The following is a 15,116-nucleotide window of genomic DNA, read 5'->3' on the forward strand; positions in this document are numbered from 1 at the left end:
CTCTTGAATTAAATAATTTTGCTGATTAATTTAAGATCAAATAAATTGTACGTTTTTTGATTTATGACGGAAGTCTAATGAATAAGGAAGTGATTTTTATGCTAATTAAAGAATAAAAAGCCTTCCGAAGAAGGCTTTTGTTAATTAACCAAAGCTTATTCTGCTTTTTCACGTGCAATTGCGCGATAACCAATATCACTACGATACTGCATACCTGTAAATGTCACTTGACCACATACTTCTAGAGCATTGATTTGAGCTTCTAGAACTGTCTCTCCAAGCGCAGTCACGCAAAGAACGCGACCACCAGCAGTAATCACATGACCATCTTCAGTCGTTGCAGTACCTGCATGGAAAATCTTAGTATCTTCTGGAGATTGACCAATACCTGATATCACATCGCCTTTGCGTACAGTTTCAGGATATCCTTCAGCTGCAAGTACGATACCGATTGATTTGCGATCATCCCATTCAGCTTCTTTTGGAAGATTGCCCGCAATACCTGCTTCAACCAAATCTACTAAAGATGATTTTAAACGCATCATAATCGGTTGAGTTTCTGGATCACCGAAACGACAGTTAAATTCAATAACGCGTGGTTGACCTTGTTCATCAATCATTAAACCAGCATATAAGAAACCTGTGTAAACATGACCATCTGCAGCCATACCATCAACAGTAGGACGCATAACTTCATTCATTACACGTTCAAATACTTCTGGTGTAACAACTGGAGCAGGAGAGTACGCCCCCATACCACCCGTATTTGGACCTTGGTCGCCTTCAAAAATACGTTTATGGTCTTGTGAAGTTGCCATCGGTAAGATGTTGTTGCCATCAATCATACAAATGAAACTTGCTTCTTCACCTGCAAGAAATTGTTCAATTACAACACGTGAACCAGCGTCACCAAACTTGTTGCCTGCAAGCATATCGTCTATCGCAGCAAAAGCTTCTTCGTTGGTCATTGCAACGATTACACCTTTACCTGCCGCTAAGCCATCCGCTTTGATCACGATTGGTGCGCCATGCTGTTCGATATAAGCTTTTGCAGCATCTACTTCAGTAAATACATCATAAAATGCTGTAGGGATGTTATGGCGTTTTAAGAAATGTTTAGCGAATGCTTTAGAACCTTCAAGCTGTGCAGCGTACTGAGTCGGCCCCCAGATTTTTAAACCTGCTTCACGTGCTGCATCAACCACACCATTTACTAAAGGTGCTTCAGGGCCAACAATCACCAATGCCACATAATTTGCCTTTGCAAATTCGATAATTGCAGGATTATTTAAAATATCGATGTCAACGTTTTGACACTTATCTTCGGTTGCTGTGCCTGCATTACCTGGCGCAACAAAAACTTGTGTTACTTTTGAATCTTGTGCGATTTTCCATGCAAGTGCATGTTCACGGCCACCGCTACCCAAAACTAAAATATTCATTATTAAGTTATTTCCTTTTTCCGTATTTAAGAATATACCTGTTCAGAATAAAAAAGTCCCCCTAGGATGCGATTTAGGTGTCGCAAGAAAGAGGGACTTAGGGGTATTAATGACGGAAGTGACGCATACCCGTGAACACCATTGCAATACCAGCTTCATCAGCAGCTGCAATTGTTTCTTCATCACGCATAGAACCACCCGGTTGGATAATACATTTAATGCCAGCTTTAGCCGCATTATCAATACCATCACGGAATGGGAAGAATGCATCAGATGCCATGACCGCACCTTCAACCACTAAGCCAGCATGTTCAGCTTTGATTGCAGCAATACGAGCAGAATTTACGCGGCTCATTTGACCTGCGCCTACACCAATCGTTTGACGATTTTTAGCATAAACAATCGCATTTGATTTCACATATTTTGCTACTTTCCAAGCAAAGATAAGATCATCAATTTCTTGTTCAGTTGGTGCGCGTTTAGTTACTACTTTAAGATCATCTTTGGTGATCATACCTAAGTCTTGATCTTGAACTAACAAACCACCATTCACGCGTTTATAGTCAAGTTGAGCGGTACGTGCATCGATTGCAGGAAGTTCACCACAGACTAACACGCGTACGTTCTTTTTCGCGCCAGTAACTTCAAGTACGCCTTCAGCAATACTTGGTGCAATAATCACTTCAACAAATTGGCGATCCACAATGGCCTGTGCAGTTGCAACGTCTAATTCACGGTTGAATGCAATGATGCCACCAAATGCAGATTCAGGATCAGTTGCATAAGCAAGATCATAAGCCGCTTGGATACCATCTAATGAAACTGCAACACCACATGGGTTTGCATGTTTAACGATGACACAAGCAGGTTTTGCAAATGATTTAACACACTCAAGTGCTGCATCTGTATCTGCAATATTGTTATAAGACAATTCTTTGCCTTGTAATTGTTTCGCAGTTGAAACTGATGCTTCTTTAGCATTTGCTTCAACATAGAATGCTGCATTTTGATGAGGGTTCTCACCATAACGCAAATCTTGAGCTTTATTGAGTTGGGTGTTGAACGTGCGAGGGAATAAATCTGCTTCACCCTCAGCTTTGCCAACACGTGCTCCTAAATAAGATGCGATCATGCCATCATATTGAGCAGTATGTTCAAACGCTTTTACCGCTAAGTCGAAACGAGTTTCGTAGGAAAGTCCACCATTTGCTTTTAACTCAGCAACAACTGCATCGTAGTCAGCAGCATTGACGATGATACCGACTGAAGCATGGTTTTTTGCCGCTGCACGCACCATGGTTGGACCACCGATGTCGATGTTCTCAATCGCATCTGCAAGTGAGCAATTTGGTTTAGCAACTGTTGCAGCAAATGGATAAAGGTTTACTACCACAAGATCAATTGCATCGATATTGTGTTCTTGCATCACAGCTTCGTCTAGACCGCGACGTGCCAAGATACCACCATGAATTTTTGGATGTAGTGTCTTAACACGACCATCCATCATTTCAGGGAAACCTGTATGTTCAGAAACTTCTACTACAGCGATATTGTTGTCTTTAAGCAACTTATATGTACCGCCCGTAGATAAAATTTCTACCCCTAGAGCTGCAAGATTTTGAGCAAATTCAACGATTCCAGTTTTATCGGAAACAGAGATTAAAGCACGTTTGATAGTCATGATTTTAGTCAACAGTTTGAAGTCTACAGATTAAAAATAAAAGGCAAAAAAAATGCCCACGAGAACGTGAGCATTTTATCAATTATTCACTCATTAAACCGTGAGCTTTTAACTTTTTACGTAAAGTTCCGCGGTTAAGGCCTAAAATCTCAGCAGCGCGCGTTTGATTGCCACGAGTGTATTCTAAGACCACAGATAAAAGAGGTTTCTCCATTTCTGCTAAAACCATGTCATAAACTTGAGATGGTTGCTCACCTTGCAATTGTGCAAAATAATGACGAACTGCGCGATCTACATGGATGCGAAGAGCGACATCAGATTGAGCCGTAAAAATAGGAGATTTGCTATTCATGCGTGTTAATCCGAAAAATCAAAATACCACTTGGATAAAGTGATATGTAAATGTGGTCTAAATTACTGAGTCCTGTTTTAGATCCTAAAACAGTGACTCTAAAACAAAGGGACTATTAGCTTGCCACAAATCCTCGATTTGTGTAAAAAATAAGCGTAACAATAGTTAAATATTTGTTACAGCCTACTTTCAAAAACAAAAAAACCAACAATGCGCTTATGTGTTAGAAGCACAGTTCGTTTAACGATTTTATTGTCTATAAATAACGAGGAGTAAGTGGGTTAAGCATTCGTGGCGCGTATCATACCACTGTCTGCGAAAAAGTGAGCAAATTAACTGCACTTTTTTTTATTTTTTTGTCATTTTTCTACGCTTTTAAGGCTGTACAATTTCTAAACTATAATCATCGAAGCTATTTTTACTCTTTGGCACTATAAATTCGAATCTAAAAGGGCTATTCGTTGGGATTCTTTGGATGCTTTTTAAACTATCCACTAAATAATCCTGTGGCTTTAGCGTGATATCGGTGATGACTTCTCCATTTTCTTTTAGAATCACTTTAATAGAGGGGATCACAAGACTATCTTTGTGACGGTTTACTAATACACCCGTGAAGCTTGTTTCATCTTTTCCTACACGTTTAATTTTTACTTTTTCAAAACTAAGAAATTTATATTGTTCATTCTTTATTTTGCACGTTACTACACTGCAAGCATAGTTAAAGATGTGATTCAATGCTGGACTATCATGCATGAGTTTTGGATTGAACCATAAAATCTGAAAAGCAAAAACTAGAATTAATGCAATATTCCCTAATCCCCACAATGTGTAATAAAGCCAGCCATGTTGTTTATGATTTTGTTCATGGACGATTAATAAGTTATCTTCTGATAAGTTCAAATTAGGCAATGCCGTAACAGGTTCAGTATTAAAGTAATTTAAATTATTTAAATAAGTCAATAAATCAATATTTGAGTTTTCAATTTTCTGATCAAAAATACTCAAAATTTGCATTTGCTTCTCAGCAAAAGAACTATCGGGTTGAATCGAAGAAAATAATGAACGATTTGGTGGTGTTAAGGTCGTGTCAGCCGTTTCAGAATCTATTAGATTCGTTAAAGCATTAAAATTAATGATACATTTTGGGCAACAAACCATGCCCTGTGCAACGCTAAGTTGTGAAAGGCTTACTTTATACACGGTTGAGCATTTAGGGCAGCGGGTTTGTTTTTCACTCATAAGGAACAAATTTCTCAAATTGTTGTTTTACGTTTTCCTGAGATGCGACACCAGTTCTCTTCACGTTTTTCGATCTGTAATATATCAAAAAATTCAGAATAAACACTAGAAACATCAGCAACTTGCTCTTCGATTACGCCAGCAAGTGCGAATTCACCCTCATTTTTCAATAAAGTTGAGAATTCAGGCGCAAGTGCCATGAGCGGTGCCGCTAAAATATTCGCGACAAGTATATCCGCTTGTTGTTGTTTGAATTCTTGCTCAAACTCTTCAGGTAATCCTACATAAAGACGCTCAAGTACACCATTTAATTCTGCATTTTGTTTTGTAGCCAATACTGCTTGAGGATCGATATCAGTGGCATAAACTTTTTTAGCACCAAGCAATAAAGCTGCAACGCCTAAAATGCCCGAACCACAGCCATAGTCAATGACGATTTTATCTTTTACGTCGGTTTTACCCAACCACTGTAGGCATAAGAAAGTGCTTGCATGGTTACCTGTACCAAAAGCAAGACCTGGATCAAGTTTAATATTTGTTGCATCAGCTTCAGGTGGTTCTAACCACTCAGGTACGATCCAGTATTTCTCGCCAATTTGGATTGGTTCGTAATAGTCCATCCATGCGCGTTCCCATACTTGATTTTCTAAATATTCATGACGCATCGGAACGTTAGGAAGCTGCGCCTTGAGGAAAGCTTCTAAGGTATCAACATCGATAGGATCATCTTCTTCTTGTTGATAAATTCCAGTAACAATAACTTTATTCCATAGTGGCGTTTCACCCGGTAATGGTTCAAGAAGTGCCTGATCTTCAGCATCATCCAAAGTCACACTCACAGCACCTAGAGAGAGAAGCAGTGTTTCAGTAAGCTCAACTTGATCTTGATCAACGGTAATATGAATTTGTAGCCAGTTCACAGGAAAACCTAAGTAAATGTATTTGGGGTTATTGTAATAGATTCAGCTAGTCTAAAGGGATTATAAAATAGGCAGATTACAATTTTAAGATCTTTTTTTTGAATTTAGTGTGTTGATCACATCAAATAGGATAAAAGAATGTGCTTAGGTCACATTCTTTTATCATTTTAAATATTTATAACTTTCCTATTTGATAAGTCTATGGTGTTTGGACTGAACTTACTGGACGAGGTGCAGACTGAGTTTCTGAAATTTTGCTTTGAGTTTCAGGTGTCGCGTTGTTAGCAGGCATCGGTGGCTGGAATGCTAGTTTTCCAGCTTCATTCGGTTCACATGTACCGTTATAAACAACACCTTTATAAGCAAAAGAAACCATATCACCTTGTTTTTTGCTTTTACAAACTTGTTGATACTTTTGAGTTTGAGCATCAACAGTCGATTTAGCATTTACTTGTGCAGTTACAGCTAAACATAGGCTACAAAGAAACGATGAAATTAAAAGCTTTTTGTTCATATCATTTTCCTAAAGTATTTTATGCATTAACTAGAATAAGAAATTCATTCACAAAAACAGTGGTGATCAGGTTAATGATTGTGTGGCGCTTTGTTAACCATTGGAGAAAAATGCAACAGAAAGTTTCTTTTTGTGTGTTTTGTATACAGACCATTGATTTCTAGTGAATAAGAATATTGACGGTTTTTGTCAACTTAATATGAAAAATCCTGTATAATACTCTGTCATTTTTTGAATACACATTTACCACTATGCACTATCCTAAAGTTTACGACGTTATCGTAATTGGTGGCGGTCACGCTGGTACGGAAGCGGCGCTTGCTGCTGCTCGTATGGGAAGACAAACATTATTGTTGACGCATAATATTGAAACTTTGGGGCAGATGAGCTGTAACCCTGCAATCGGTGGTATTGGTAAATCACACCTTGTCCGCGAGATTGATGCACTCGGTGGTGCAATGGCACTTGCTGCGGATAAAGGTGGTATTCAGTTCCGTATTCTAAACTCTCGTAAAGGTGCGGCTGTTCGTGCAACACGTGCACAGGCTGACCGTGTTCGTTATAAAGCTGCAATTCGTGATACTTTAGAAAATCAAGCGAATCTAGATATTTTCCAACAAGCTGCGGATGATTTGATTGTTGAAGGCGATACCGTTAAAGGCGTTGTAACCCAAATGGGCATCCGTTTTGATACCAAAACCGTGGTATTGACGACAGGTACTTTCTTGGGCGGTGTGATCCACGTTGGTCTACAAAACTCAAGTGGTGGTCGTGCGGGCGATCCACCGTCAATTGCATTAGCTCATCGTTTGCGTGAACTTAAATTGCCAGTAGGTCGTTTAAAAACAGGTACACCACCGCGTATTGATGCCCGTACAGTTGATTTCTCTGTTATGACGCCGCAGCCAGGTGATTTCCCATCGCCTGTAATGTCATTTATGGGTGATGCATCTATGCATCCTGAACAGGTGAATTGCTATATTACCCATACAAGCGAAAAAACCCATGAAATTATTCGTGGTGGTCTAGATCGTTCACCTATGTATACGGGTGTAATTGAAGGCGTAGGCCCGCGTTATTGTCCATCAATTGAAGATAAAATTCACCGTTTTGCTGATAAAGATTCACATCAAGTGTTCTTGGAGCCAGAAGGCTTGGATACCCATGAACTTTATCCAAACGGAATTTCGACTTCTTTACCATTTGACGTACAGTTCAATTTAGTTCGTTCGATCCGTGGTATGGAAAATGCGCATATTTTGCGTCCGGGCTATGCGATTGAATATGACTATTTCAATCCACAAGCATTGAAATTTACACTTGAAACCAAAGCGATTCAAAATCTGTACTTTGCGGGTCAAATCAACGGTACCACAGGTTATGAAGAAGCGGGTGCTCAAGGCTTACTTGCAGGCTTAAACGCTGCACGTCGTGCTTGGGAACAAGAGGAATGGACACCAAAACGTGATCAAGCTTATATGGGCGTATTGGTTGACGATTTGATTACACTTGGAACTAAAGAGCCGTACCGTATGTTTACCTCACGTGCGGAATACCGTTTGATGTTACGTGAAGACAATGCTGATCAACGTTTAACATCTATTGGTCGTGAGCTTGGCTTAGTGGATGATGAGCGTTGGGCTGCATATAGCGAAAAAATGGAAGCAGTTGAGCGCGAAACTTCTCGTTTACAACATTTATGGGCTGCGCCAAACAATCCAATGGGTAAAAAATTCGTTGAAATGACGGGTGCTGATCTTAGTAAAGAATGTAGTGCGATTGATTTATTGAAACGTCCAAATATCAATTTCAGTCAAATTGCAGAATTAACGGGTTCTGAAGTTTCAGAGCAAGTGGGTGAGCAAATCGAAATTGCGGTGAAATACGAAGGTTATATCAACCGTCAACATGAAGATGTTGCACAATTGAAACGTCTAGAAGAAACCCGAATTCCTGCTGATTTTGAATATGATGGAATTTCAGGTTTGTCACGTGAAATCACCTTGAAGTTAAAAACAGTTCGTCCAGAAACTTTGGCACAAGCGAGTCGTATCCCAGGTGTGACTCCTGCAGCAGTACAATTATTGATGATCACCATTCGTAAAAATAATATGGCGAAGAAATCAGCATAATTCTTGTATAAAGTTATGTGTTAAAAATACCCTCTTTTTATAAGAGGGTATTTTTTTAAATTTTGTTCTTAACCATTTATCTATGGGAAATTGAATGAAGAATTGGCTCATTTTATTTATCGCAATTGTTGCTGAAGTGATTGCTACTTCTGCTTTAAAAAGTAGTGAAGGGTTTACAAAGCCGATTGCATCTATTGTTGTTGTACTCGGTTATATGATTGCATTTTGTTGTTTATCTCTCACATTGAAAACAATTCCCGTTGGTATTGCTTATGCGGTATGGTCGGGTGTCGGGATTGTCCTCATTACGACTGTAGCTTGGATTGTATTTGATCAGAAGTTAGATGTTTGGGGAATTATTGGGATTGTACTGATTATGAGTGGTGTGCTGATCTTAAACTTATTGTCGAAAAGTAGTTCACATTAATTTGCGGCAATAAAAAACCGAACGCAAATCTTGTTCGGTTTTATTCTTAAAGCGCCACTTCAATCCCTTGTTTTACATTCTGCTGATCTAGTTTAGTATTCGCATCAATTTTTCCATAGGCTTTAGGTAATACACGGCGAGTAAGAAGATTCACTTTTTTTTCTAACCATAATGGCATTTTGATGGCTAGAGGGTTTGTTTCCGTATGCGATACATCATTTAAAACACGCGTTCCCATAATATAATCGAACCAAGGTTTAGTGACACACCAATTCGCATTTTGGTTGCTAGTCATGTGATGGCGAATTCAAACATGAGGTGCGACAGTTTCAAAAGCCTTATGATAATCAAAAAGCTAAGAACGAGTTTTAAAACAATATACGCTGTTCTTTTCAAGATAGAAATGCATTGAGTTTAAATCTAAAAGGGAAGATACTTAAACTCGTTCTTACAGGCTGAAAATCTCAAACTTAGTTAATGGTGTCTAGGATTTTACCCCCATAAAAGCAATTTAAGTATCTGTTTTTATTTTATAATGCCTCATAGAGGGATGTTGAATGAGCAAATTATTAAACTATTTAGCAATGTCTAAATTTGTGGTTTTTATTGCCTGGATCGTTTTATTAGTACCTGCTTTGGCTGGAACTATTTATGGAGATCCTTTCTTCCTATCACTATTTTATTTTTTTAGCTTGGCTCTTTACTTAAGAAAAGTTCGTAATCACTTATTTTTACCAACGATCATTTATATTATTTTTATGTTGTTCCCGCCTTATTTTTATTTTATTCGTTGGTTTATTCCATTTTTGAATGGGGAAATTTCTTTCAATGAGTATAGAGCACAAGAGTATGCTTTGTTTGAATGGAGAGCAGCTAATTTTAGGCTGTCAAATATATTTTATGTATTATTGATGCCACTATCCATTTACCTGATTAACATTAGAAAGGAATTGGCTTTAAATAAATCTAGCAAGAGCTTTTAGACTAGACAGGTTACATAGTAAACGTAGGCTGCGTATTTTTTCATTCCCTGTATAGTATTCGCCTAGATTGTTATTGTACGGTGAAATGCCAAACTGGTTAATCTTATATTTCGTAAAGACCTCAATCAATTCTTCATCCACGAGTAATTGTTTTTTTATTTTTGTCCACGTAAAAAGAATTAAAGTCTATTGCTTATGATGAAACACACTATTTATTCGGAGAGTAAGGTTGAGGGAATATTTGTTAGAAATGGCCGCTTAAAAACAACCATTTCCAAGATAGATTTTAATTATTCAGTTACTTCGACTGTAACACTATACGTATATGTTTGAGCAACAGGTGGTTTGGTATTGTCACTATTCGCTTCTGGATAAGTCGCGGTAATTAAATAAATGCCTGCTTCGCTAAATTTAATCTCGACTTCACCTTTTGCATTGGTTTTCACGTGCGGTTGTTCACGTTTAGCATTGGGTTGATAGCTGCTCGCACCTTTAAAGACATCAACTTCTAAGTTAGGAACAGCTTTGCCATCCATTAAAACTTGTGCTTTAAGGGATTCACCAGCAAATAATTCATTTGGGTGTGTTAAAAACTTAAATTCAAAACCTTTATTTTCAACTTGTGGAATTGGGCTTGGTTTGCCTTTTGTCACAAAGCTTTCAGCAAGATAATAGTTTGTTGTTTGAAGTGTTTTTGCATTAGCCGTGATTTGATCCTCTGTCACAAAACGTGGTGGTTGGGTTGCTTGCTGAGGTGCTTTTTGTTCAGCATTTGCTTGAGGTTGCATAGGTGCAGCATTTGCAGGTCGTGATGGACGAACACGTAACCAACGCCCATCAACTTGAGCATATTTGGTTGGATTACCAGTCGCTTCTTTTGTGCGAATGCGATAGGTACCATCATTGGTTAAATTGAATTCAGCGATATTAAACTTTTTGAGTTCAGCTGCTGCATTGAAAGATTCAGTTTTACCTTCAGGTGTTGTGACTTGATAGCTGGTTTTAAAATTTCTACTTGCGACAAAGAATTTTTCTACTGTAATACCACTTTGAAAGCTTACACTGTCAGATTTGCTATCGAAGACTTCAGGCAGTAAAAATGGGCTGGCAGTATGAGCAAAACTCAAGGTTGGTAACAGCGCGAGTAATCCAGTCGTAATCAAATGACGCATGAAAAATTCCTTAAAAGAGAAATATACAAAAATGCAAAAGATTTGCCACAATCTACTTGATAACGAGTATCAATTGCAATATTATTTCGATAAATTTTTAATCGTCATGTTCAAAAACTAAGTTGATGATTAAAAAGTTATTCCTTTCTTTTAACTTAAGTTTTTATGCAGATTAATATTATTGATTTTATTGAAAAATTTGATCAAATTATATCGTAGTCTAAGTTAAGTATTGAGATAGAAGAAGAGCATTACTTTAATTGAGCGACCAGTAGATTTTAAGTAAATCTTGGAAAATGGAATCCCCGTATGTCATCAACTCAACAAATTTTTCGTCCAATACAGATAATTTTTCGTTTATCTCCGTTGATGGCTGCGTTAACAGTTTTGATGTCCCCATTTACGGCGACTCAAGCAGATGAACTAAGTATAAATATAAAAGATGCACATCAATTATCCGCGCCCATCCAATTACCAAGTTATCGTTTTCATCAAGATCATGTGTTAGGCACATCTTTAGATGTTGTAGTCACTACATCTCAGCAACAAGATGCAGAAAAAGCTTTACAAGCAATTCAAATAGAAATTGCGAGGCTTGATCAGATTCTTTCTGTTTGGCGTGATGATAGTGAAATCAGCCAATTAAATCGTGAGCAGCAAATTTTTGCTTCATCTGAGCTTTATGATGTTATCGCAGCTTGTGAACAGTGGCGCAGTGCAACGTGTGGCGGTTTTGATGCACGTTTGGGGCAATTGATCCAATTATGGGAAAATAGCAATCAAGTCCAACGCTTGGATGACAATACTCAAGAATCTTTATTGCGACAGTTACAGACGCAAAGTATTGAACTGAATCCTGTAACCAAACAAATTAAAACGGCATCAGCTATTAAAATCGCCCCTGATGCTTACGCTAAAGGCTATGTGATTGACCGTGCTTTGTTAGCAGCTAAACAAGCAGTGCCACATTTACAAGGTATTCTGATCGATATTGGTGGCGATATGCGTGTATGGGGGCAATCACCTCAACAAGCGGGTTGGAAAGTTGGTGTACAAGACCCAAATGAACGTTTTGATAATGTTGCACCAACTCAGGTACTCAAACTGAAAGATCAAGCTGTAGCTTTTAGTGGTCAAGGCTATCGTGGGTTCGCAGATCAATCACATTTGTTAAATCCACATACAGGACAACCGATTCAAAACGTTGAACAATGTGTTGTGGTTGGACAATGTGCTGCTGATTCAGATGCTTTAGCAACAGCATTAACCGCAATGCCTGCGCATGAAGGGATGCAACTGATTGAACAACTCGTCGGTTATGAAGCTCAACTTGTTGCAACTGACGGCACACGTTATCAAAGTTCAGGCTGGTCATCATTATTAGATGCCAATCAACCTGCTCTAATGCGTCATGTTGCGGCGAATGGCGCAGCAACAGCTTGGCCAAAAGGCTACCAAGCTCAGTTAGAAGTGAATATTCCAAAAATCGCAGTAGATAACTACCGTGCACCTTATGTGTCAGTTTGGGTTACAGATAGCGATAAAAAAATTGTGCGTACACTGGCTGTCTGGGGTAAAGATGAGAAGTGGATTAACTCTAACTATGTTTGGTGGCGTCGATATGGTCGTCAAATGCCAAACTTAGATGCTGTTGCAAAACCTTCACGTCAACCAGGACAGTATAAGTTGGCTTGGGATGGTAAAGACGAAGCGGGTAAAATAGTGAATGCAGGTAAATATATTATCCATATTGAAACCTCGCGTGAGCATGGTGATCATTCTTATCAAACTATTGAATTGAATGTCACACCAAAAGCTGCAACACAAACGCTGCCTGCTCAAGCAGAAATTGGTACAGTTAAATTGAATTTCCAACGTGGTGCTTAATTTCTAGCATCACTCCATTTATGAGGCTAGTCCCTTGTATCAACGCCGTGATTTTTACCGCCATGCACGCTATGTGCATGGTTGGCTTTCTGCCTTTGCCTTTATCGTTTTGATCTTCTTTGCTGCTACAGGTTTATTTCTCAATAATCCTGATTGGTTTAAATCAAAAAATGAAGAGCAAACCACCACATTCACTTTACCGCCAACACTGGTTGTGTCTCTGCAAAAACAAGAGAATCCAAGCCAAAGTATTGTGGAATACGTTCGTTCGAAACAGCCTTTGATTGGTCGTTATAAAAGTAGTGAAGTGCTAGACGGTGAGGTCATGATTCGTCTCGAAAGCCCAGCAGGTTCAACAGACTTATGGGTGTTGCTCGACAATGGTGATGTTGAAATGACACAGAAACCAGCCACTACTGTTTCATTATTGAATGATTTGCATCGTGGAAAAAATGTTGGAACAGCTTGGCATTGGTTGATTGATATTAGTGCGATCATCATTATTTTATTATCTTTGGCAGGTTATATTCTGTTCCTGACCATTAAAACCCGTTTAGTGACACATCTGCTTTTAACGGCATGTAGTTTATCGGCAATTATTTTGCTCATTTGGTCTGCCATTTAAGGGTGAAAGGATGACTCAAGCTGTACTGACGATTATTGTGATATTGGCAATATTATTGAGTCTACATCTCTTTATAATCGTTTGGTTGTTATGGCAACAACGTCATGTGAAGCAAAAAGCCAAGCAAGATCATCCTGCTTATTTAGTGGTGTATGCAAGTCAATCAGGTCATGCTGAATCTTGGGCAAATCACACCGCTGAACAATTGCGTTTAATTGATCATCACACTGCAATTCGAAATATTCAAGAACTGAGTATTGCTGATTTAATGCAACATAAACGTATTTTATGGGTGGTGAGTACCTATGGAGAAGGGGATGCACCTGATACTGCTCAGTCATTTGTTCATAAAATATTGTCCCAATCTTTAGATCTATCGCATTTATCATTTGCAGTGCTTGCATTGGGTGATCAACGTTACGCGAATTTTTGTCAGTTTGGGAAAACACTAGAACAATGGTTATTGAAGCAGCAAGCTCAAGCCCTATTTCCAACAGTTTGTGTGGATCAGCTCAATAGTCGTGATTTAGAACAATGGTTGCTTAGCTTGGAGCAGTTAACCACCACTCAATTTTCTGCGCTATCCATTGAAAAAGAGCGCGTGGAATTAAGATTTGCTCATCGCCAATGCCTGAATAAAGGCAGTATTGGGGAAGCAATTTATAAAATCCAATTGATTTCTGAACAAGATTTAGTTTGGTCATCAGGCGATATTTTAGAAATTCAATGTGAAAATAATACGATTGATATTCAGAATTTTTTAGTAGCACAACAGCAAGAAGATGCAGTGGATTTCATACCTCAACTGCGCCGCTTAAATTTAAGAAAATTACCACCTCGCGCATCACTTTCATTTGCTGAATGGATTACACAATTTGAATCCTTAGCTCAGCGTGAGTATTCGATTGCAAGCTTACCTGAAAACGGTTTAATTGAATTGGTGGTGAGACAGCAACAGACTGAATCAGGTTTAGGACTAGGCTCAGGTTGGTTGACAGTGGGGTTGGAGCAAGACCAATCGCTGCAAGCCAACATACGTCATAATCCAAGTTTTCACTTAGTTCATGATGATCGACCACTGATTTTAATTGGCAATGGTACGGGAATCGCAGGTCTAGTTGCACATTTACGCCAACGTGAGCATTGGGGATATAGACGGAATTGGTTGATTTTTGGTGAAAGACAGCAGCAGTTTGATCATTTGTACCAAACAGAGATTCGCTATTGGCAGCAGCATAGTTTTCTGGAGTATGTGGATTATGCTTTTTCACGTGATCAAGCTGAAAAAATCTATGTTCAAGATCGTCTAAGAAAACAATCGGTTCAATTACAAGCATGGATTGCACAAGGCGCAGCGATATATGTCTGTGGTAGTTTACAAGGCATGGCGAGCGGTGTTGATCAAGTTCTAAAAGAGATTCTAGGGTATGAACAGGTAGAACAGCTTAAGCAGCAACAGCGTTATCAACGCGATGTGTATTAAGACGTTTGATTAATCGGGTTGGGCTAAGACTAGTGCTTTGATCTTGTCAGCTTTTTCAAAATGATCAAGTCGATGTTCAATGATCCACCAATGGGGCAGCTTCCATTAAGTGTTCAGGATCACCATTTTTATTGGCAAAAAAGCATAGAAAGAAAGTCTGACGTTACTGCCTTTTTTTGCAATTTTTTCATCGCAGACCTGTAGGATTTTGGCTTTGAGTTCGGTTCTCATATTATCCTCTAAGCACTGATGAAAGTAG

At 38.7% G+C, this 15,116-nt stretch carries 13 protein-coding genes and 2 pseudogenes; 6 read left to right on the forward strand and 9 right to left on the reverse strand.

All coding sequences use genetic code 11. The features are described from left to right. Positions 1-155 precede the first annotated feature (155 nt). The 6 genes from purD to CDG59_RS06100 form a co-directional block, all read right to left on the reverse strand. Positions 156-1,442, reverse strand: coding sequence for a phosphoribosylamine--glycine ligase (gene purD, locus CDG59_RS06075; RefSeq protein ID WP_087544234.1), 1,287 nt, complete (start codon positions 1,440-1,442; stop codon positions 156-158). A 106-nt stretch (positions 1,443-1,548) separates the two neighbouring features. Further along, entirely contained in the window at positions 1,549-3,123 is a 1,575-nt protein-coding gene (gene purH, locus CDG59_RS06080; RefSeq protein WP_087544235.1) for a bifunctional phosphoribosylaminoimidazolecarboxamide formyltransferase/IMP cyclohydrolase, read from the reverse strand. An 82-nt stretch (positions 3,124-3,205) separates the two neighbouring features. After that, positions 3,206-3,475 carry a DNA-binding transcriptional regulator Fis gene (fis, locus tag CDG59_RS06085; RefSeq protein ID WP_001086304.1) on the reverse strand — a complete coding sequence of 90 codons (270 nt, stop codon included), beginning with the start codon at positions 3,473-3,475 and terminating at the stop codon, positions 3,206-3,208. 375 nt (positions 3,476-3,850) lie between these two features. After that, positions 3,851-4,714 (reverse strand): DUF3426 domain-containing protein, encoded by an 864-nt coding sequence (locus tag CDG59_RS06090; RefSeq protein WP_087544236.1) that lies wholly within the window; start codon positions 4,712-4,714, stop codon positions 3,851-3,853. 14 nt (positions 4,715-4,728) lie between these two features. Next, positions 4,729-5,634 (reverse strand): 50S ribosomal protein L11 methyltransferase, encoded by a 906-nt coding sequence (prmA, locus tag CDG59_RS06095; RefSeq protein WP_050041886.1) that lies wholly within the window; start codon positions 5,632-5,634, stop codon positions 4,729-4,731. 199 nt (positions 5,635-5,833) lie between these two features. Continuing rightward, a complete protein-coding gene (locus CDG59_RS06100) occupies positions 5,834-6,148 on the reverse strand; it encodes a hypothetical protein (protein ID WP_005215318.1) in 315 nt (104 codons plus the stop codon). A 251-nt stretch (positions 6,149-6,399) separates the two neighbouring features. Here CDG59_RS06100 and mnmG point away from each other — a divergent pair, with 251 nt between their 5' ends. Both mnmG and CDG59_RS06110 read left to right on the forward strand, forming a co-directional pair. Further along, entirely contained in the window at positions 6,400-8,280 is a 1,881-nt protein-coding gene (gene mnmG / locus CDG59_RS06105; RefSeq protein WP_046738718.1) for a tRNA uridine-5-carboxymethylaminomethyl(34) synthesis enzyme MnmG, read from the forward strand. A gap of 94 nt (positions 8,281-8,374) precedes the next feature. Beyond that, positions 8,375-8,707, forward strand: a complete 333-nt coding sequence (locus tag CDG59_RS06110) for a DMT family transporter (protein ID WP_087544238.1) — start codon at positions 8,375-8,377, stop codon at positions 8,705-8,707. A 46-nt stretch (positions 8,708-8,753) separates the two neighbouring features. Here the strand turns inward: CDG59_RS06110 and CDG59_RS06115 are convergent. Further along, positions 8,754-9,008 (reverse strand): annotated as a pseudogene (locus tag CDG59_RS06115) (hypothetical protein); the annotation flags it as partial. Positions 9,009-9,264: 256 nt separating this feature from the next. Between CDG59_RS06115 and CDG59_RS06120 the strand changes: the two are divergent. Further along, complete coding sequence (locus CDG59_RS06120; protein WP_087544239.1) at positions 9,265-9,690, forward strand: hypothetical protein; 426 nt, start codon at positions 9,265-9,267, stop codon at positions 9,688-9,690. A 290-nt stretch (positions 9,691-9,980) separates the two neighbouring features. On the opposite strand, the gene CDG59_RS06125 is transcribed toward CDG59_RS06120, so the two are convergent. Next, positions 9,981-10,862, reverse strand: a complete 882-nt coding sequence (locus CDG59_RS06125; protein ID WP_087544240.1) for a DUF4198 domain-containing protein — start codon at positions 10,860-10,862, stop codon at positions 9,981-9,983. A gap of 309 nt (positions 10,863-11,171) precedes the next feature. Between CDG59_RS06125 and CDG59_RS06130 the strand changes: the two genes are divergently transcribed. The 3 genes from CDG59_RS06130 to CDG59_RS06140 are packed head-to-tail and all read left to right on the forward strand — an operon-like array spanning position 11,172 to position 14,857. Then, on the forward strand, positions 11,172-12,749 hold the full coding sequence (locus tag CDG59_RS06130; protein ID WP_087544242.1) for a DUF2271 domain-containing protein: 1,578 nt from the start codon (positions 11,172-11,174) through the stop codon (positions 12,747-12,749). A 34-nt stretch (positions 12,750-12,783) separates the two neighbouring features. Beyond that, a complete protein-coding gene (locus tag CDG59_RS06135) occupies positions 12,784-13,374 on the forward strand; it encodes a PepSY-associated TM helix domain-containing protein (RefSeq protein WP_087544243.1) in 591 nt (196 codons plus the stop codon). A 10-nt stretch (positions 13,375-13,384) separates the two neighbouring features. Beyond that, positions 13,385-14,857 carry a sulfite reductase subunit alpha gene (locus CDG59_RS06140; RefSeq protein ID WP_087544244.1) on the forward strand — a complete coding sequence of 491 codons (1,473 nt, stop codon included), beginning with the start codon at positions 13,385-13,387 and terminating at the stop codon, positions 14,855-14,857. Between the two features lie 9 nt (positions 14,858-14,866). Here CDG59_RS06140 and CDG59_RS15465 read toward each other — a convergent pair. Further along, positions 14,867-15,088, reverse strand: a pseudogene (locus CDG59_RS15465) (DUF6500 family protein). Positions 15,089-15,116: the final 28 nt, after the last annotated feature.

Origin of the sequence: Acinetobacter sp. WCHA29 (assembly GCF_002165335.1) — a bacterium.
Classification (GTDB): domain Bacteria; phylum Pseudomonadota; class Gammaproteobacteria; order Pseudomonadales; family Moraxellaceae; genus Acinetobacter.